This is a genomic window from Crossiella sp. SN42 (assembly GCF_023897065.1).
Classification (GTDB): Bacteria; Actinomycetota; Actinomycetes; order Mycobacteriales; family Pseudonocardiaceae; genus Crossiella.
The window spans coordinates 44,085-62,541 of record NZ_JAMHIV010000020.1 but is presented as its reverse complement, the minus strand read 5'-3'; the positions used below and the strand labels follow the sequence as shown (position 1 = coordinate 62,541).

The following is an 18,457-nucleotide window of genomic DNA, read 5'->3' as shown; positions in this document are numbered from 1 at the left end:
CCGGCGCGTGCCGAACAACGCGGGCCGACCAGCGCAAGCCCAACAACGCGTGCCGAACCACCCGGGCCGCACCGCCCGGGTGGGCGACGGTTCAGCTGGCCAGACCAGCGCAAGCCGACCGGCGCGACCCGAACAATGCGGCCGGGCAACGCGGGCCGGGCGGCTGGTTGGCCGGTCGAGCGGTCAGCAGGTCGAGCGCTCGGCCGGTTAGTCGGTCGGACGGTCGCTCGGCCGGTTGGTCGGCCGAGCGGTCGGCCGGCCAAGCGGTCAGCCAAGCAGCGGCTCAGACAGCCAACCCCGCCGCCAGCTCACGGAGCCGATCAGCCCCACCCGAGCGCAACGCCGGCCCATGCCCAAAACACACCACCTCGAACTCCAGCCCGCTCAACCCCACCACCGACCGCCGCGCCACCTGACTGTCCACATTGAACACACCAACACTCAGCTCCCCCACGTTCGCCACCGCGTCCCCCACGAACACCACCCCGCCCGGCAGCCACACCGCGATGCTCCCCGGCGTGTGCCCCGGCATCCCCACCACCCGCGCCCCGCCGCCGAACTCCAGCACGTCCCCGTCCTCGACCTCGCGGTCCACCCGGCACGCCTCGTGCGCGGGCACCCCCGGCGAGATCTGCCCGTGCAGCTCCCGCTCCCACTCCCCGGTGAACACCGGCGGCAACCCCTCCGCCTCCCCCCGGATCACCGCCGCGTCCGCCCGGTGCGCGATCACCTCGGCCCCGCTCCAGGCCACGAGCTCCGCGGCGCTGCCGGCGTGGTCGCCGTGCCAGTGCGTCAACACGATCCGCCGCAGCTCGACCCCCAGCCCGGTCACCACCGCGCGCACCCGCTCGCCGTATCCGGCCAGCCCCGTGTCGATCAGCGTCGCCTCGTTCCCGTCGCGCCACAGGTACGCCTGGCCCACCGGGAAGGTCAGCTGGGTCAGGTTGGGCAGCAGGTGTTCGGTCTCCATGGGGGTCAGCCTGGCAGCGCGGCGGGGGCGCGGACGCCGTGTTCGCCCATGGCGGAGCGGGGTTCTCCCGGAGCGAACGTGGGAGCTACCGGCTGGCCGCGCGGGTCACAGGCGGCCCAGCAACGCGATGAGCTGGATGACCCGGTAGGCGGTCGGGAAGTCCTCGGCCTCGTAGGCCAGGGTGCGCTCGCCCAGGAGCTCGATGCCGGGCACCAGCAGGGCGTGCTCGGCCATGGCCGGGGTCAGCACGTCCACCTCCAGGTCGACCTCCCCGGCGAAGCGCAGTGGCCGCACCCTGGCGCGCCGCCGCAGCGCCTGGGGCACCGCCGCGCGGATCCGGGCGCAGGCCTCCTCCGGGTGCAGGTTCTCCGCGGCCCGCGCGCCCAGCGCGCGCTTGACCACCACCGACCAGATGCCCCGCGCCACCCCGGTGGCCTCGGTGGCCACCGTCTCGTCCCCCGCCACCAGGATCGGCACCGCGCCGTGCGCGGCGGCCAGTGCCGCGTTGAGGCCCAGCTCGCCGAGCACCCGGTCGTTGCAGCGGACCTCGGCGACCACCGAGCCGTTGATGGTGTGCGAGAGCACCGAATGGGCCAGCCCGGCCCGGCCGTGGTAGCCGATGAAGATCACCGCGTGCACGTCCTCGGCGATCCCGGCCATCATGCCGAAGGACTTGGGCGTGCCGCGCAGCAGCGTGGCCCGGCGGTCCAGCTTCTCCGGCAGCAGGTTGCGGAACTGGGCGTGCGCGTCGGAGACCAGCACCTCGGCATCCGGTTCGGCGTCGTAGACCCCGAGCACCGCGGCGTTGGCCTCCGCGGTCATCAGCGCCCGGTTGCGCTCGTACTCCCGTTCCCCGGGGCGGACGTCCTCGACGTCGACGATCCCGGCGATGCCCTCCATGTCCACCGACACGAGAACCCGCATACCACGCCCCTTAACCCCAGAAGCAAAGCTGGCGGCGACCCCGGAGGGTCACCGCCAGCTTTCCCCATCCGGGTTACTTGGTGACAACCAGGGCGTAGTCCGCGTCGGTCTCCGGGGTTTCCGGGTGACCGTCCGCGTTCACCTGGTCGGCCAGCACCTCGACCTTCCAGGTGCCCTTGGCCGCCTTCTCCAAGATCACGTTCTCCACGGTGTCCACCGCGTTCGGCGAGCCGCCGGGGGTGGAGTAGTTGCCCGCGGTGAGGCCGTTGTTGCCCCAGTACACGGTGCCGTCGGGCGCGGTGACCTTCAGCGTCAGGTCGTTGACCCGGGACACCGCCGCGGTCGGCGAACCGGCCGGGTCGGTGTAGGCCAGGGTCGCCTTGAACGGCGTGGAGCCGTCGGCCTCGACCGTGTAAGCCTTGGACGCGCCGGCCTTGAGCAGGTCGGTCTCGTTCACCAGCAGCGGCAGCTTCCAGCTGTTGCCCTTGGCCTGGTTGTACAGGTTGCCAACGCTCGCGGTGCCCCAGCCCTGGTGCACCCTGGTCAGGTCGTGGTTCTCACCGGTGAAGGCGTACTGGTTCGCGGTGTTGACCAGCAGCGCCTTGACCGTGGCCGCGTGCGGCCTGCTGGCGAAGACGTCCCGCTTCTTGCCGGGCGCGCCGTCGAAGACGCCGTCGGCCCACATCTGGAACACCAGGCCGGCGTTGCCGCAGGTGATCGGGGTGGCGCCGCTGGTGCCGCCGAAGCTGGGCGTGTAGGCGGTGTCGCTGGTGGAGGTGGTGGTGTCGATGGCGTCGTAGTAGTTGGAGATCTCCGGCTTGATCCGGCCGTCGGCCGCCGGGCCGATGCTGGCGCCGCGGTTCCAGGTGTCATCGGTGCGGCTGAGCGTGTTCTTGTGGTACTGCGCGCCCACCGAGAGCACGTTCTTCGCCCACGCCTCCGGCCGCGACTGGCGCGAGCCCGCGTTGCTCTGCGACTGGCAGATGAACAGGTCCAGATCGAAGACGATCTTGTCCATGGCCGCGGAGATGGTGGTGTAGGAGGTGGTCAGCGCGTTGCCCCAGCTGTTGGTCTGGAACACCGCCTTGTACTTGCCGTTGGGGTCGACCAGCTCCTTGGAGTGGGCGTACCGGTCGGCGACGCCGTAGCCGGCGTGGATGCCCTGGCCCTCGGGCAGCAGCCCGCGGTGCTTGGGGCTGACGCCGGTGGCGAAGATCTGGCCGTAGGTGGCGGTGCCGTGGCTGGGGCTGGTGCCCGCGGCGCCGTGGATGATCGGCGGCTTGGCCCGGAACTCCTGGTGCGTGGTGCGCAGGCCGGAGTCCATCACCTCGCCGACCACGCCCTGGCCCTTGTAGCCGCCCGCGGCCTCGATGGTGTTCGCGCCGCCGTCGATGCGCGCGTTGTCCATGTCGGTCTCCGGCGCGGAGGCCGCGTCGACCGCGAGGACCTGGTCCAGGTGCGCGGTGGCGCGCAGCTGCTGCGGGCTGAGGGTGGCCTCCAGGTGCTGGGCGCTCTGCGAGACCACGTGCACCTGCCCGCCCGCGCGGGTGATCGCCTCGGCGGCATCCCGCTGCCCGGCGGCGTCGGCCTCGACCAGGGTCACCACGTAGCGCGCGGTCTTGGTCTCGGCGATGGCGGCCGGGGCCAGCTTGTCACCGGGCTGGTAGGCGCCGACCCAGCGGACGTAGCCGAGCTTGGCCACCCGTTCCTTGGTGGCCGGGCTCATCCGCACCACGTAGGCGTAGTCGGGGATGAACGCGCCGACGCGCGCGCCCAGCCTGGCCAGCTCACGGCGCTGGGCGTCCAGCGGCGCGGCCTTGAACTGCACCAGGTATGCCCCGCCCTGGCGGGCCCGCAGGTCCTCCGGCGTCGCGGTCTCGGCCTGGGCCTGGGTGACCGGGTCGAAGCTGCGGTTGGCCAGCCGGATCTGGCTGGCCTGCGGCAGCTCCCTGCTCCAGGTGCGCCCGCCGTCCAGGCTGATGGTGAACTTGTCCGCGCCGACCATGCGGACCTGCTCGTCCTCGGCCGCGCCGTTCGCGCTCATCGCGCCCGCGCTCAAGACCAGTGAACTGGCGGTGATGGCCACCAGGAAAACGCGACTCCTTCGCCGCATCGACTACCTCCAGCGAAATGCAGGGGTGACCTCGGACATGCGTGATCCGAGCCGTGATGCGGACAGTAACGACCGTTTACTAATTCATCACCCGACAGAAGTTGGTTTGTGTTGCGACGTTCGGGTGAGACAAAACCGCTGGACAGACAAGTAGTCGCGACCCGCGGTACTGCACTGAATACGGGCCGCGACGACTTATTGAGTTATTTACTCAGCTGCTCCCAGCCGGCGAAAAATACGGCCATTCGGCACTGGCATTGCGAGTTCGCCGATGGTAGGTCCGATCACATGTACCGGCCATCTCCTTGCGGGAGCTGCCTGGTCTCCTGACCCTGGTGAATGGGTTTCATCGCCTCGAACCAGGTGCGGGCCGGCACCTTGCCGCCGTAGATGAAGCTGCCGCGGGTGCACAGGTACGGCCGGTCGCCATCGCAGATGGTCTTCGGCGTGGGGCTGTCGGAGAAGGTCAGCACCGCGCCGGAGAAGTTCGGGGTGGCGCCGACGAACCCGGCGGACTGGTGGTTCTGCGTGGTGCCGGTCTTGCCGATCATCGGCCGGTTCCAGCCTGCCGCCTGCGCCGCCTTCTGCGCGGTGCCCTCGGTGGTGTCCTTGCTCAGGCCCTGCGCCAGCGCGCCGGCCAGACCGGGGTCGAGGGCCTGCTCGCAGGAGGCCTCCTTGATGTCCACCGGCTTGCCGTTGCGGTCGAGGACCTTCTCGATCGGGGTGGGCGGGCACCAGGTGCCGCCGCTGGTGATGGTCGCGCCGACGTTGGCCAGCTCCAGCACGCTGACCACGGTCACGCCCAGGGTGAAGGAGCCGACCTTGTTGTCCTTGACCCACTTGTCCTGCGGGATGCGCAGCGAGGCGTCCTTGGCCTCCGGGTTGATCTTGGAGCCGCCGCGGTTGACCGACTTCATGCTGTCCCGCAGGCCCATCCGCACCGACATGTCCACCACGTTGTCCAGCCCGGCCTGCTCCTCCAGGATGACGAACCCGGTGTTGGGCGAGTGCGCCAGCGCGCTCTGCAAGGTCATCGTGGTGTCCGCGCCGTCGCTGGCGTTCTTCACCTGGTAGGCCTTGCCGCCGTTCTTGTAGATCGGCGAGGTGTAGACGTTGGGCACGTTGACCGTGCGGTTGACCCCGGTCTTGCCCTCCTCCATGGCCGCGGCCGCGGTGAAGATCTTGAAGATCGACCCGGCGCCGAACCGGCTGACATCGGCGGGCAGGTTGAACGAGGTCTGGTTCTTGCTCTTGTCGTTGCCGTAGTCCCGGTTGGCGCCCAGCGCGCGCACCCGGTGCTTGTCCTTGCCCGGCTCGACCACGGCCATCGCGTTGGCGATGCCGTCGGTGTTCTTGCTGACCTCGCCCTCGGCCGCGGCCTTGACCGCGTCGTTGGCGCCCTGGTCCAGGGTGGTCTGGATGGTGTAGCCGCCGCGCTTGAGCTTGTCCTTGTTGATGCCGTGCTTGGCCAGGTAGTCGACCACGTAGTCGCAGAAGTAGCCGTTGGTCTGCCCGTTGTCCGCGCTCACGCAGTCGTTCGGACGGCGCTTGACCAGCGCGAAGTTCAGCGGCTCCTCCTGGAACTGCTTGTACAGCTCCTGCGCCTGCACCGGGTCCTTGGACAGCGCGCCGGTGTCGGCCATCCGCTTGAGCACGTGGTCGCGCCGCTTCTTGGCCTCCTCCGGGTTCTCCGCGCCCAGCCGGGAGGGCTTGTTCACCAGACCGGCCAGGTAGGCGGCCTCGGGCACGGTGAGGTCCTTGGGCAGCTTGTCGAAGTAGTGCCGGGAGGCGGACTTGATGCCGTAGATCTGGCCGCCGAAGGGCACCACGTTGAGGTAGCGGGTGAGGATCTCGTCCTTGCTCAGCGTGCGCTCCAGCTGCAGCGCGATGCGCACCTCGCGCAGCTTGCGGGCCGCGGTGACCTCGCTGGCCTTCTCCCGCTCGATGTCGGTCTTGGCGACCACGTAGGCGAGGTAGTTCTTCACGTACTGCTGGGTGATCGAGGAGCCGCCCTCGACCCGCTGGCCGAGCACGCCCTTGACCATGGCGCGCATGGTGCCCTTCCAGTCCACGCCGTTGTGCTCTTCGAAGCGGTGGTCCTCGATGGCGACCATGGCCGCCTTCATGTTCTGCGAGATGCCCGCGCTGTCGACCAGTTCCCGGTCCTGGTCGTAGAGGTAGGCGATCGGCTTGTTCTTGCTGTCGGTGATCGTGGTGAGCAGCGGCGGGTCGGCCTGGGCCAGCTCGGCGGAGTACTGGTCGACCGTCTCACTGGCCCGGTTCGACAGCAGCCCCGCCCCGCCGACGACGGGGAAGGCGATCGCGGCGACCACCAAACCGGCCACCACGCACAGCCCGATGAGTTTCAGTATCCCCGTCGCTCGTGCGACCAACACAGAACGCACTCCCCTCTCCACAGCCTGCTCACCCGTTTCAGTGCACTGTCTACCCGTAAGGGCGCATGAGCCTGCACGGAGGTTGCATCGGATTGCCGGTGATCTTTATCTACTCTCACGAACGAATGACGCCCGTCGGTTCACCCACGTGAAAACATCGGGTCACTTGGCCGCCGAACGGCCCACATCGATCGTCCGAGGCCTACTTCTGGCCGTCTTGACCGCCAGACATCGGAGGATAGAGTGTGTGCGCCCCCACACCGCCCCGAACCGCCATTCGGAGGGAATCGCTTTCCGACTGAGCAGCACGGTGTCGTGCGTTGAGGAGCTTCGATGGCATCGAGACGGCGGGATCTCCGGCGACCGAATGTGCCCGGCGCGGCGTCGGCGGTGACGCTGGCCTGCACCGGCGCGGCGGACGCGACCTCCGGCCCCGGCCTGCCCGCCCCGGCCGCCCGGATGGCCTACCAGCTCGCCGGCGGCGCGGCGGCACCGTGCTGAAGCTCAACCCCCGCAACGGCATCAGCCACCTGGTGCTCACCCTGCCCTGACCTCACGTTCGTGGTCATGCACGAGCAGTTGTCCCAACGCACCTAGGAGGATGTGTGAACCTGCTGACGCGGGTGGCCACCGCCGTGGCCACCGCGGGCGCCCTCACCCTGTCGGTGACCACGCCCCTGGCCCAAGCCGCCCCGCCCGCCACCGACTGGTCCAAGGCGGTCGTCGACTCGACCATCGCGCGCAACCCGGACCCGCAGACCATCGGCGGCTGGGGCTACACCCGGGGCCTGTTCCTCTACGGGATGTACAAGGTCTACCAGCGGTTGAAGGACCCGAAGTACCTGGCCTACATCAAGAAGTGGGCCGACTACCACGTCGACGCCAACGGGCACGTCAACCACAGCTTCAACAACCTGGACGCGATGCAGCCCGGCAACATCCTGATCTTCCTGCACCAGGAGACCGGCGACCCGCGCTACAAGGCCGCGGCCGACCAGATCCGCACCCGCATCACCACCTACCCGCGCACCCCCGACGGCGGCATGTGGCACGCCACCAGCAAGACCAACGAGCTGTGGGCGGACGGGGTGTTCATGGCCCAGCCGTTCCTGATGCGCTACGGCCAGGCCTACGGCGACGAGCAGTACGCCACCGAGGAGGTCACCAGGAACCTGGTCACCTACTTCACCCGGCTCAAGGCGGACAACGGGTTGATGTGGCACGCCTACGACGGCGACCGGGACGCCCCGTGGGACCCGAAACCCAAGCCGGACACCGGAACCTCGAGCTTCTTCTGGGCCCGCGCCTTCGGCTGGTCGGCCATCACCTACATCGAGATCCTGGACCTGCTGCCCAAGGACCACCCGCGCCGACAGCAGATCATCGGCTTTGTGCAGCACCTGGCCAAGGGCCTGGCCCGCTACCAGGACCGCCGCACCGGCCGCTGGTTCCAGGTGGTCGACCGCGGTGACGACCCGGACAACTGGACCGAGACCTCGGCCTCGTCCATGTACACCCTGATGATCGACGCGGCCGTCCAGCGCGGCTATATCTCGCGCGCCTACCAGCGCGTCGCCGACCGCGGCTACCAAGGCGTCCTGGCCAAGGTCAAGACCGGCGCCGACGGCCTGACCAACATCCACGACATCTCCGAGGGCACCAACGTCGGCGACCTCAACTACTACTACACCCGCAAACGCAACATCAACGACCTACACGGCCTGGGCGCCTTCCTGCTCATGCACGAACAACTCCGCACCTGACCGGAAACGGCCGACCCGCCGGGAGGTTGCCCTCTCCCGGCGAGCCGGCCGTTGTCGTACCGCGTGCTGTCAGCTGGTGGCGCGAGCCGCCTCGATCAGCCGGACGACACCGGGAACCCACGGCGCGTAACGCTCCGGGTTCGCCTCGTGGTCGGCGACCAGCTCGCTGTACTGCACCCACTTGAGCTGCTCGATCTCATCCGCCTCCGGCTTGGCCGTGAGGTGCGCGTCGGCGCCGATCTTGCCGATCAGCACGTGGTCGAACTCGTGCTCGGCGGCTCCGTGCCCGTCCAGCGCCTGGTAGGTGAACGCGCCCACCTCCCGCAGCTCCTCGATCCGCAGGTGCAGCTCCTCGTCCACCCGCTTGATCGCCGAGAGCGCGATGTCCTCCCCGGCAAGGGGGTGCGAGCAGCAGGTGTTGGCCCACAGCCCGGGGAACCGGTTCTTGGTCAGCGCCCGCTGCTGCAGCAGCACCCGGTCGTCCTCGTCGAACAGCATCACCGAGAACGCCCGGTGCAACCGGCCGGGCGGCGTGTGCGCCTCTTCGACCGAGGTCTCCCCGATCGTGTTCCCGTCCGGATCGACGAGCTCGACGATCCTGCGCACGACAGCCATCCTGACCCCTTTGTATCCATGTTGCGCCTGGTCGGGAGCCACCGTAATGAGGGGTTCCGCCCGGGTCCATGCACCGGCAGAGTGCATCAGCTCGACCACCACGGTACTTCTTCCGGTGTGCCGCACCGCCCGCGCGCTCAGCCGTCCGGCACCAATCGGTAACCAATCGGACACGTTCCGCGACACCCCTGCCATGGGGTCGGACAGTGCTACCGCGATCACCTTCGCCCAGGTCCAGAAGCTGGTGCGGCAGGCGGGAGACAGCAAGGCGGTGGAGGCAGTGGACCGGCTGGCCGCGGTCGGGCTGCTGGCGCTGGGGGTGGCGGTGACGCCGGGGGCGTTGTCGCTGCTCGGGGCGAAGAACGAGGTCAGCAAGCTGGGGCAGGCGGTGGCGCGCAAGCTGCTCGGGCGGGGCGAGGGGAACTTCCTGGCGCGGGCGCGGCGGATGGCCGCGGCGAACTACCTGATCACCTTCACCGCCTTCTTCGACGCGCTGGAGGCCGAGCTGCCCCAGTTCCTGGCCGAGGTGGCGCTGACCGAGACAGACCGGGTCCAGTTGGCCGGCGCCAGTGTCGGCGACCGGGTGACGCTGTCCCTGCCGCACCCGGTTGATCCGGCGCTCTCCACCGCCCAGCGCCAGGCCTACCACCAGCTGCTGAGCACCCAGTTCATGGTCTTCGCCCAGGGTCTGGCGGTGCGCGAACGGGTGCCGGGAGCGCGGCAGCGGGAGCTGTCGGAGGGCATCCGGCGGGCCACCGAGGCGGCCGAGGAGGTCTACCAGGCGCAACTGCTGCGCCTGATGGCGAGCAGTCCGGAGTTCTGCGCGTGGACCATGCGGCGGGATCACGCCCGCGCCGAGGGCATCGACCTGGGGCTGCGCGCGCTGGCGGCCACCGTCGAGGCGATGACCCCGGCGGCCCGCGCGGACCGGGTGGCCACGGCGCTGTCCGCGGAGTACGCGGGCAAGCTGGCCGCGCCGGTCTTCGGCGACGGCGCGCAGGACGGGCTGACCTATCCAGCCAAGGCGGATGCCTTTGTGCCGCAGGCGTTCAAGGTGCTCCGCTGCGGCGACGGCGACCGGCTCGAACACGAGCCGTCCTGGGCGGCGGCCCCGGCGCGGTCCGATCTCGGCGACTTCCTGTTGCGCTACCTGGGTTCCCCGCACAGCACCGAGCACCCGCTGCTCGTGCTCGGCCATCCGGGCTCGGGCAAGTCACTGCTGACCGAGGTGCTCGCCGCCCGGCTGGCCGCGCCCGCGTTCACCGTGGTGCGGGTGGAGCTGCGCGACATCGACCCGGAACAGGACCTGCAGGACCAGCTGGAGCTCCAGCTCAAGCGGGACACCGGCCTGACCCAGCCGTGGACCGACTTCGCTGAGTCCAGAGTGGACAGTCCGCCGCTGGTGATCCTGGACGGCTACGACGAACTGTTGCAGGCCAACGGAAAGGTTTTCGCCGACTACCTCTCCCGGGTGCACGGCTTCCAGGTCCGCGAGGCCCGGCACGGCCGTCCGCTGCGGGTCCTGGTGACCAGCCGGATCACCCTGATCGACAAGGCCGCGGTGCCGCCGGGCAGCACCGTGCTGCGCCTGCTGGAGTTCGACGCGCCGCGCCGGGAGACCTGGGCCCGGATCTGGAATGAGCACAACGCCCGCCGGTTCCAGGTGCCCGGCTCCCCCGCCCTGGTCGAACTGGCCGAGCAACCGCTGCTGCTGCTCATGCTGGCCATCTACGACGCCACCGTGCGACCGCTGGCCGCCGCCACCGAGCTGGACCGGACCCAGCTGTACCACAGCCTCATCACCGAGTTCATCCGCCGCGAACGCGCCAAGGACCCGGCCGACCGCTGCGCCGATGATCTGTCCACAATGGTCGAGTCGGACGTGGAACGCCTTGGCGTGGCCGCGATCGGCATGTTCAACCGGCACGCGGTGCACATCCTCGCCCAGGACCTGAACGCGGATCTGGCCTACTTCAACCGCTCCAGGACTGTTCCTGACGGCGGCGGCAGACGCCTGTCCCAGGCCGAGTTGCTGGTGGGCAGCTTCTTCTTCATCCACGAGTCCAGGGGCCGGGTCGAGGACGCCAAGGCGTACGAGTTCCTGCACAACACCTTCGGCGAGTTCCTGGCCGCGGACTTCCTGCTGCGCCAGGTGATCCGCGAAACCGCGACCGTCCGCTCCCTGGACGGCGACCCGGACCGCGCCCGCCTGTCCAGTGACTGGTTCGCCTGCCTGATCCACGCCCCGCTGCACACCCGCCCGATGCTGTTGCAGCTGCTGCGCGAGTGGGCGAGGCACCGCACCACCGCGGCGGACCTGGCGGCACTGGACGCCCTCACCCACCACCACCTGCGGGCCGTCCTCTACAGCACGGAAACCTTCCTGCCGCCACCCGGCAACTGCCCGCTCGATCGCAAGCCACTGCTGGCACACCTCGCCCTGTACAGCCTCAACCTGGTGCTGCTGCGCGCGGCGCTCGCCGACGGCGAGTACCAGCTGCACGAACCCCTGATCGGTCCCGAGGACCAGCGTCCCTGGGACCAGCTGACCCACCTGTGGCGGGCCTGGTTCTCCTGGGAGACGCTCAGCGCGATCGCCGGTATCCAGATCGCCACCCGGGCAGGGACGACGATCACGTTGCGGTTGCAGCAGGAGTTCCGCACTCCGCAGGCCACCGGCCGCTTGCAAACTGTGTTCAACGCGGCCAGCGCCCTCGCCGACCACGTGACCCTGGGCCTGGCCGGGATCCCCACGGTGGAAGCCGATCCGGAACGCCGGATGCTCGACTACATCGAGCGCAGCCTGAAGCAGGAAGGCATCGACCTCAGCGGCCGGTTCACCGTGCTGCGAGCGCGCGCCGAACCGAGCCTGCTGACCGACTCGGACTGGCCTGCCAGGGAGCTGGCCCACGATTCCCGGCCACCGGAACACGTCTACGCCGCACTGCCGCTGCTGCGCGACTCCTTGCACGCCGTTTCCAAGACAAACGTGCGCCGACTGGCCGCCTGCGTTATCGGGGTGAGCCGCGCCGAGGCCAGCGCCATCGTCGAGTTCTGTGCCCAGGCCGAACCGGGCGCACTGGACTGGTTGCTCCACCACCACGGTGCCGACAGCATCGCCCGGTCCATCCTGGCCGGCGCGCCCTGGGCCGCGCCGGTGCTCAACGCCTTGGCCACGCCGGGAACCACGCGGGAACGCGTCGAGCTGCTGAACCGCCTCACCACCCTGTCGACCTACCACGAGCGGGCGCTGGACGCCGAAATCGCCGTGGCGCTGGCCAGTTTCGCCAGCGCGACCGAGGCCTGGCAGCTGTGCCGGTGGGCATTGACCGATCTACCGGGGCCACTGTTCTCCCTGCCGCAAGGCACGATCGACGAACTCGCCCGGCTGGTGGTCGACCACAACCGTCGCGAACTGGCCAAGGTCCGGATTGCCGTCGCGAACCAGCTCGCCAACGAGGTCTCACCGCTGCGCGCGCTGATCGCCGACGGGCGGGAACCGTTGCCGCGCTTGGCCCAGATCGCCAGGATCACCGGTCCGCACCACGGCGTCACCGAACTGGTTTTTCGTTATATGTCCTCGATTCAGCTCGCTGACATCCGAGGCCAGCACCCGTGTCGGAGCGCAGGTGTGGTGCTCAGGGCGGTACGGGAGAACTACCGCCTGGCCGAGGCCAAGCACGTGCTCGCGATGTTGCTGCCGAGTGGCTGTGACCTGCTGAAGCAACTCGGGCTCATGCCGTTCGACCGGTACCGCGATGACCTGAGCCTGCGCTACCTGCTCGACCTGATGTGGACCGCAGGCATCCGGGAAGACGACTCGACTCAGGAGTTGCTGGCGAAATCACTTCGAGCACACAGGACTCGGTGACAGGCTGGCGGCATGAGGAAAGCCGTCAACGCCCCAGGAGCCGTGGCCGTCGGGCCGTATTCGCATGCCGTGAACGCCGATCCGTTCGTGCACCTCTCCGGCCAGACGCCGATCGGACCGGACGGAAAGCTCGTCGAAGGCTCGGTCGGCGAGCAGACCCGGCAGTGTTTCGCGAACCTGTTCGCGGTGCTGACCGCCGCCGGACTGACCCCGGACGATGTGGTGAAGTGCACCGTGTTCCTGACCGACATGGCCGATTTCGCCGAGATGAACGCGGTCTACGCCGAGCAGTTCGCCGAGCCGTTCCCGGCGCGCACCACCATCGGCGTGGCGGGGTTGCCGCTGGGGGCGGCGGTGGAGATCGAGCTCATCGCCCGCCGCCCCGGTACCGCGTGACCATCTCCTCGGCGGCCCTGGCGATGGACTCGCGGAGCTCCGCGGGTTCCAGCACCTCGATTTCCGGGCCGTAGCGCAGGAAGTCGGACTGGGCGATCTCGTGGGTCTCGATCGGGACCACGACTTCGCGCCAGCCGTCCGGGCCCGGTTCGGTGCCGCGGACCTTCGCGGCCACCACCGGGCCCGCGGTGAAGATCCCGCGCATCGCCTTGGGGGACACCCGGATCCGCGCCTCGCCTTTGTACACAGTGGACTGGAACTCGGCTGACCACTGCTGCCAGTAGGCGCTGAGGTCGAACTCGGGCGGGCGGGTGAACGGGGTGTCCTGGACCTCGGCGGCGCTGATCCGGTTGGCGCGGTAGGTGCGCACCCGGTCGGCCTCGGCGACCAGGTACCAGGTGCCCGCCTTGAGCACCAGGCCGAGCGGGTGCACCACGGACTCGCGGTCGGGCTGGCGGTAGCGGCGGTAGGTGATCTTGACCGGGCGTTGTTCCCAGACCGCGGTGGCCAGCGCCTGCAGGTGCGGCGGGCGGTCGGCGTCGGCGAACCAGCCGGGGGCGTCCAGGTGGAAGCGGTCGCGGACGTGGTGGGCGCCCTCGCGCAGGCTGGGTGGCAGGGCGGCGTCGAGCTTGAGGCGGGCGGCGGCCAGCACGGTGCCCAGGCCCAGTTCGGCGGCCTGGTCCGGCAGCCCGGCCAGGGCGAGCGCGCCGGCTTCGGTGCTGGTCAGGCCGGTGAGGCGGGTGCGGTAGCCGTCCAGCAGCTGGTAGCCGCCCGCCGGGCCGCGGTCGGCGTAGACCGGGACGCCCGCGCTGCTCAGCGACTCCACGTCGCGGTAGACGGTGCGGACCGAGACGTCCAGTTCCTCGGCCAGCTCCTGCGCGGTGAGCCGGCCCCTGGTCTGGAGCAGCAGGAGCAGCGACAGCAGTCGGGAGGCGCGCACCTCTGAAGTCTGCACCACATTCCTGCCGTGTTCTGTCAGGTATCGGCGGCAGCATGGCGGGCATGCGATGGCAGGACTTCGAGAAGGCGGCCCCGGTGCTGGCGGGGCTGGCCAGGCAACGGTTCGAGCAGGACCAGCTGGTGTTGCTGGGCACGGTGCGGCGGGACGGGTCGCCGCGGATCAGCGCGGTGGAGTGCGACTTCACCGGGGCCGACTTCTGCTTCGGCATGATGACCCCGTCGACCAAGCTCGCCGACCTGCTGCGGGATCCGCGGGTCACGGCGCACTCGCTGCCGCCGGGCAAGGAGAACCCGCTGGGCGATGTGAAGATCTACGGACGGGTGGTCGAGCTGACCCAGTCGGCCAAGGCGGTCTACGAAGAGGCGATCTTCGCCCGGACCGGGTGGCGGCCACCGGAGCCGTACCACTGCTTCGCCTTCGACGTGCTCTCCGCCGGGTTCGTCCGGTTCGAGGAGGACGGGCGGGCCTGGCGGACCTGGCGCGAGGGCGAGGCGGAGCGCGCGGAGTCCCGCGTGGAACAGCTGACCTGAGGACGCGCGGGGCGGGGTGACGGGGAGTAGCGTCGGCGGACATGGCCGATCTGAAACCGCGCAGCCGGGATGTCACCGATGGTCTGGAACGGGCGGCGGCGCGCGGCATGCTGCGCGCCGTGGGCTTCTCCGACGCGGACTGGGAGAAGCCGCAGATCGGGGTCGCCTCCTCCTGGAACGAGATCACCCCCTGCAACTTGTCACTGGACAGATTGGCCGCGGCGGTCAAGGAGGGCGTGCACGCGGCCGAGGGTTTCCCGTTGCAGTTCGGCACGATCTCGGTCTCCGACGGGATCTCCATGGGCCACGAGGGCATGCACTTCTCGCTGGTGTCCCGGGAGGTGATCGCGGACTCGGTGGAGACGGTGATGGGCGCCGAGCGGCTGGACGGCTCGGTGCTGCTGGCCGGGTGCGACAAGTCGCTGCCGGGAATGCTGATGGCCGCGGCGCGGCTGGACCTGGCCGCGGTGTTCCTGTACGCGGGCTCGATCATGCCGGGCCGGGCCACCATGTCGGACGGCACCGAGCGCGAGGTGACCCTGATCGACGCCTTCGAGGCGGTCGGGGCGTGCGCGCGCGGGCTGATGAGCCGCGCGGACGTGGACGCGATCGAACGCGCGGTCTGCCCGACCGAGGGCGCCTGCGGCGGCATGTACACCGCGAACACCATGGCCAGCGCGGCCGAGGCCCTGGGTATGTCGCTACCCGGCTCGGCCGCGCCCCCCGCGGTGGACCGGCGACGCGACGGCTACGCCCGCCGCTCCGGCGAGGCGGTGGTGGAACTGCTCCGGCAGGGCATCACCGCCCGCGACATCCTGACCAAGCCCGCGTTCGAGAACGCCATCGCGGTGGTGATGGCCCTCGGCGGCTCCACCAACGCGGTGCTGCACCTGCTGGCCATCGCACACGAGGCCGAGGTCGAACTGACCCTGGACGACTTCACCCGCATCGGCGCGAAAGTTCCCCACCTGGGCGACCTCAAGCCGTTCGGGCGACACGTGATGTACGACGTGGACCGCATCGGCGGCATCCCGGTGGTGCTCAAACTCCTGCTCGAAGCCGGCCTCCTGAACGGCGACACGCTCACCGTCACCGGCCGCACCATGGCCGAGAACCTGGCGGAGCTCAACGCCCCCGCCCCCGACGGCCAGGTCATCCGCGCCCTGGCCAACCCCATCCACCCCACCGGCGGCATCACCATCCTGCGCGGCACCCTGGCCCCCGACGGCGCGGTGGTGAAGTCCGCGGGCTTCGACGAAACCGTCTTCGAGGGCACCGCCCGCGTCTTCGAAGGCGAACGCGCCGCCATGGACGCCCTGGAAAACGGCACCATCACCGCAGGCGACGTGGTGGTGATCAGGTACGAGGGCCCCAAGGGCGGCCCCGGCATGCGCGAGATGCTGGCCATCACCGGCGCGATCAAGGGCGCGGGCCTGGGCAAGGACGTGCTCCTGCTGACCGACGGCCGCTTCTCCGGCGGCACCACGGGCCTGTGCGTCGGCCACGTGGCGCCGGAAGCGGTCGACGGCGGCCCGATCGCCTTCATCCGCGACGGCGACCGAATCCGCCTGGACGTGGCCGAGGGCCGCCTGGACCTGTCCGTGACCGAGGAGGAGTTGGCCGCCCGGCGGGTGGGGTGGCAGCCGCGGCGGCACGGGTACGCGCGGGGCGTGCTGGCCAAGTACGCCAAGCTGGTCGGGTCGGCGAGCACCGGGGCGGTCTGCGGCTAGGCCCGCGGACGCCTCGAGCACGCCAGCCACGCCGGGGCTCCAGCGCAACGGGCCACCCGAGGGCTCCAGCGCATCGGGCCACGCGGGGAACTCCGGCACACCGGGCCACGCGGGGCTCCCGCGCACCGAGCCACGCCACCGAGCCACGCCTGGGCTCCGGCACGCCCGGCCACGCCAGGGCCCCAGCACACGGGCCAGGCCGGGGCGTACCCCTTGTCCTCGCGGTCGCTTGCCGTCGCGGTCCCTCGCCATCGCGGTCCGCTGCCCTCTCGGCCCTGTCGTCGTGGCTGGCCGGGGTGGGCGGACTCTGCTGCTCGGGAGTGGGCTCTGCGGCTGGGAGTGGGCTCTGCTGGTCGTCGTGGCGCGGTGCCCTGGTGGTCGCTTGGGGTCGGTTGGTGGGGCGGCTCCTGTGGTGGGGGGCTGGGCGGCGCGCGTTCCGATTGTTCACGCAACGCGGGAAACGCTGATTTGGTTCCCAGCGTATCCACAGGGCGCCACCCCGGCTGACGTTATCCACAAAGTGCAGGTCAGCGGGTTTCCACAGCTCGGTCAGCCGAGGTCCTTGATCGCTTCGCTGATGGCTCGGTGGAAGGTCGGGTAGGCGCCGATGAACTGTTGCAGCGTCTCCAGGGGGATCTGGGCGTGTACGGCCATGGCCAGGGCGCCCAGGATCTCGCCGCCGGCGGGGCCCATGGCGGTGGCGCCGATGAGGGTGTTCTGGCTGGTGTCCAGGATGACCTTGATCAGGCCTCGGTTGCCGACCTTGTGCACGAAGCCCCGGGAGCTCTGCTCCAGCTTGGTGAGACCGGTGCGGATGTCGCGACCTTGCTCCCGCGCCTGCTTCTCGGTCAGGCCGACCGAACCCAGCTCCGGGTTGGTGAAGGTGACCCTCGGGATGGCGTGGTACTGCGCCGCGGGGCCGGGGCGGCCCAGGATCTCGCGGATGACGATGTCGGCCTGGTACATGGACATGTGGGTGAAGGCGCCGTGGCCGACCACGTCGCCGACCGCCCACACACCGTCGGTGACCTTGAGGCGGTCGTCAGTGGGGATGGTGCGGGCGGTGGTGTCCAGGCCCAGATTGCCCAGGCCGAGGGCCTCGAGATCAGTGCGGCGGCCGGTGGCGACCAGGAGGTGGGCGGCGGTGACGGTGGTGCCGTTGGTCAGTTCGAGCTGGAACTCGTTGTTCTGGTGGGTGACCGCGGCGGCGCCCGCGCCGGTGTGCACGGTGATGCCCTCGTCGGCGAAGATCTCCGCCAGCAGGGCCGCTGCCTCGGGTTCCTCCACCGCGGCCAGGTGGTCCTGGGGTTCGATGATGCTGACCTCGGCGCCGAAGCGGGCGAACAGCTGGGCGAACTCCAGGCCGATGGCGCCGCCGCCGAGCACCACCAGGGTGTCCGGGACGAACTCGGTGCGCACGGCCTCGCGGTTGGTCCAGAACGGGGTGCCCGCCAGGCCGGGGATCGGCGGGACCAGTGGCTCGGTGCCGGGGTTGAGCACGATGGCCTTGGTCGCGGTGACCTGGTGGGTCTGGTTGTCCTCGTCCACGACCTCGACCCGGCCGGGGCCGGTGATCTTGCCGGTGCCGCGCAGGAAGGCGGCGCCGGCGTCGGTCAGCCTGCGGACCGCGACCGTGTCGTCCCAGTTGTCAGTGGCCTCGCGGCGGATGCGCTCGGCGACCGCGGACCAGTCCGGCAGCACCGTGGCGGTCCCGGCCAGTTCCGGCACCCGGCGCGCCTCGGCGACCACCTCGGCGGCGCGCACCATCATCTTGGTCGGGATGCACCCGTAGTACGGACACTCCCCGCCGACCAGCCTGCGCTCCACGCCCAGTACCCTCAGCCCGGCTCCGGCGAGCTGACTGGCCACCTGCTCGCCACCGGGGCCGAGCCCGATCACCACGACGTCGACCTCATGTGCTGACATGGCTCTCCTTCGTTCGCCGGGACGACGGCATGCCGTACAGGCAAGTTACCTGTCAGTGTTAACCGGAGATTTCGGCGGGGCGGTGCTGACAACTCGGCGGCCGAGGTGTGCCAGGGCGGTCAACACGGTGGCTGCGGAGCACTACCAGGTATGGAGATCCACTGCTACCTGGGTAGCTCCGCGTCTGAACCGTGTCAGAACAGCCTTGTTGAAGCAGTTTCAGTTCTCTGCAAACGTCGATGGCCGATTTCGGCAGCATTAA

General features: G+C 70.0%; 13 protein-coding genes. 6 read left to right on the top strand and 7 right to left on the bottom strand.

The annotated features are described in order from the left end of the window. Positions 1–283: 283 nt before the first annotated feature. From M8C13_RS24010 to M8C13_RS23995, 4 genes are all read right to left on the bottom strand, one after another. The gene (locus M8C13_RS24010; RefSeq protein ID WP_252482935.1) at positions 284–970 is read right to left on the bottom strand and encodes an MBL fold metallo-hydrolase; all 687 of its coding nucleotides are present in this window, start codon (positions 968–970) and stop codon (positions 284–286) included. 105 nt (positions 971–1,075) lie between these two features. Next, positions 1,076–1,894, bottom strand: coding sequence for a M55 family metallopeptidase (locus M8C13_RS24005; RefSeq protein WP_252482934.1), 819 nt, complete (start codon positions 1,892–1,894; stop codon positions 1,076–1,078). A gap of 73 nt (positions 1,895–1,967) precedes the next feature. Further along, positions 1,968–4,007 carry a S8 family serine peptidase gene (locus M8C13_RS24000; protein WP_252482933.1) on the bottom strand — a complete coding sequence of 680 codons (2,040 nt, stop codon included), beginning with the start codon at positions 4,005–4,007 and terminating at the stop codon, positions 1,968–1,970. A gap of 284 nt (positions 4,008–4,291) precedes the next feature. Beyond that, positions 4,292–6,403, bottom strand: coding sequence for a transglycosylase domain-containing protein (locus tag M8C13_RS23995; protein ID WP_252482932.1), 2,112 nt, complete (start codon positions 6,401–6,403; stop codon positions 4,292–4,294). Positions 6,404–6,736: 333 nt separating this feature from the next. On the opposite strand from M8C13_RS23995, the gene M8C13_RS23990 reads away from it, so the two are divergent. Both M8C13_RS23990 and M8C13_RS23985 read left to right on the top strand, forming a co-directional pair. Then, a complete protein-coding gene (locus M8C13_RS23990) occupies positions 6,737–6,904 on the top strand; it encodes a hypothetical protein (RefSeq protein WP_252482931.1) in 168 nt (55 codons plus the stop codon). Positions 6,905–7,008: 104 nt separating this feature from the next. After that, positions 7,009–8,166 carry a glycoside hydrolase family 105 protein gene (locus M8C13_RS23985; RefSeq protein WP_252482930.1) on the top strand — a complete coding sequence of 386 codons (1,158 nt, stop codon included), beginning with the start codon at positions 7,009–7,011 and terminating at the stop codon, positions 8,164–8,166. Between the two features lie 69 nt (positions 8,167–8,235). On the opposite strand, the gene idi is transcribed toward M8C13_RS23985, so the two are convergent. Further along, a complete protein-coding gene (gene idi / locus M8C13_RS23980; protein ID WP_252482929.1) occupies positions 8,236–8,772 on the bottom strand; it encodes an isopentenyl-diphosphate Delta-isomerase in 537 nt (178 codons plus the stop codon). Positions 8,773–8,974: 202 nt separating this feature from the next. On the opposite strand from idi, the gene M8C13_RS23975 reads away from it, so the two are divergent. Both M8C13_RS23975 and M8C13_RS23970 read left to right on the top strand, forming a co-directional pair. Then, positions 8,975–12,652, top strand: a complete 3,678-nt coding sequence (locus M8C13_RS23975; protein ID WP_252483043.1) for an NACHT domain-containing NTPase — start codon at positions 8,975–8,977, stop codon at positions 12,650–12,652. A 12-nt stretch (positions 12,653–12,664) separates the two neighbouring features. Further along, a complete protein-coding gene (locus tag M8C13_RS23970; protein ID WP_252482928.1) occupies positions 12,665–13,048 on the top strand; it encodes a RidA family protein in 384 nt (127 codons plus the stop codon). Here the strand turns inward: M8C13_RS23970 and M8C13_RS23965 are convergent. Then, on the bottom strand, positions 13,020–13,988 hold the full coding sequence (locus M8C13_RS23965) for a YafY family protein (protein ID WP_252482927.1): 969 nt from the start codon (positions 13,986–13,988) through the stop codon (positions 13,020–13,022). The genes M8C13_RS23970 and M8C13_RS23965 overlap by 29 nt on opposite strands. Before the next feature lie 62 nt (positions 13,989–14,050). Here M8C13_RS23965 and M8C13_RS23960 point away from each other — a divergent pair, with 62 nt between their 5' ends. Both M8C13_RS23960 and ilvD read left to right on the top strand, forming a co-directional pair. Next, positions 14,051–14,539: a pyridoxamine 5'-phosphate oxidase family protein gene (locus tag M8C13_RS23960; protein ID WP_252482926.1), complete on the top strand. Its 489-nt coding sequence runs from the start codon at positions 14,051–14,053 to the stop codon at positions 14,537–14,539. Between the two features lie 41 nt (positions 14,540–14,580). Then, positions 14,581–16,269 carry a dihydroxy-acid dehydratase gene (ilvD, locus tag M8C13_RS23955; protein ID WP_252482925.1) on the top strand — a complete coding sequence of 563 codons (1,689 nt, stop codon included), beginning with the start codon at positions 14,581–14,583 and terminating at the stop codon, positions 16,267–16,269. Positions 16,270–16,818: 549 nt separating this feature from the next. Here the strand turns inward: ilvD and M8C13_RS23950 are convergent. Then, positions 16,819–18,195 carry an NAD(P)/FAD-dependent oxidoreductase gene (locus M8C13_RS23950; protein WP_252482924.1) on the bottom strand — a complete coding sequence of 459 codons (1,377 nt, stop codon included), beginning with the start codon at positions 18,193–18,195 and terminating at the stop codon, positions 16,819–16,821. Between the last annotated feature and the right edge of the window lie 262 nt (positions 18,196–18,457).

Bases quoted from the DNA above. Each gene is read 5' to 3' on its own strand.
- M8C13_RS24010 (WP_252482935.1), bottom strand. From the start codon at position 970: ATGGAGACCGAACACCTGCTGCCCAACCTGACCCAGCTGACCTTCCCG.
- M8C13_RS24005 (WP_252482934.1), bottom strand. From the start codon at position 1,894: ATGCGGGTTCTCGTGTCGGTGGACATGGAGGGCATCGCCGGGATCGTC.
- M8C13_RS24000 (WP_252482933.1), bottom strand. From the start codon at position 4,007: ATGCGGCGAAGGAGTCGCGTTTTCCTGGTGGCCATCACCGCCAGTTCA.
- M8C13_RS23990 (WP_252482931.1), top strand. From the start codon at position 6,737: ATGGCATCGAGACGGCGGGATCTCCGGCGACCGAATGTGCCCGGCGCG.
- M8C13_RS23975 (WP_252483043.1), top strand. From the start codon at position 8,975: ATGGGGTCGGACAGTGCTACCGCGATCACCTTCGCCCAGGTCCAGAAG.
- M8C13_RS23970 (WP_252482928.1), top strand. From the start codon at position 12,665: ATGAGGAAAGCCGTCAACGCCCCAGGAGCCGTGGCCGTCGGGCCGTAT.
- M8C13_RS23960 (WP_252482926.1), top strand. From the start codon at position 14,051: ATGCGATGGCAGGACTTCGAGAAGGCGGCCCCGGTGCTGGCGGGGCTG.
- ilvD (WP_252482925.1), top strand. From the start codon at position 14,581: ATGGCCGATCTGAAACCGCGCAGCCGGGATGTCACCGATGGTCTGGAA.
- M8C13_RS23950 (WP_252482924.1), bottom strand. From the start codon at position 18,195: ATGTCAGCACATGAGGTCGACGTCGTGGTGATCGGGCTCGGCCCCGGT.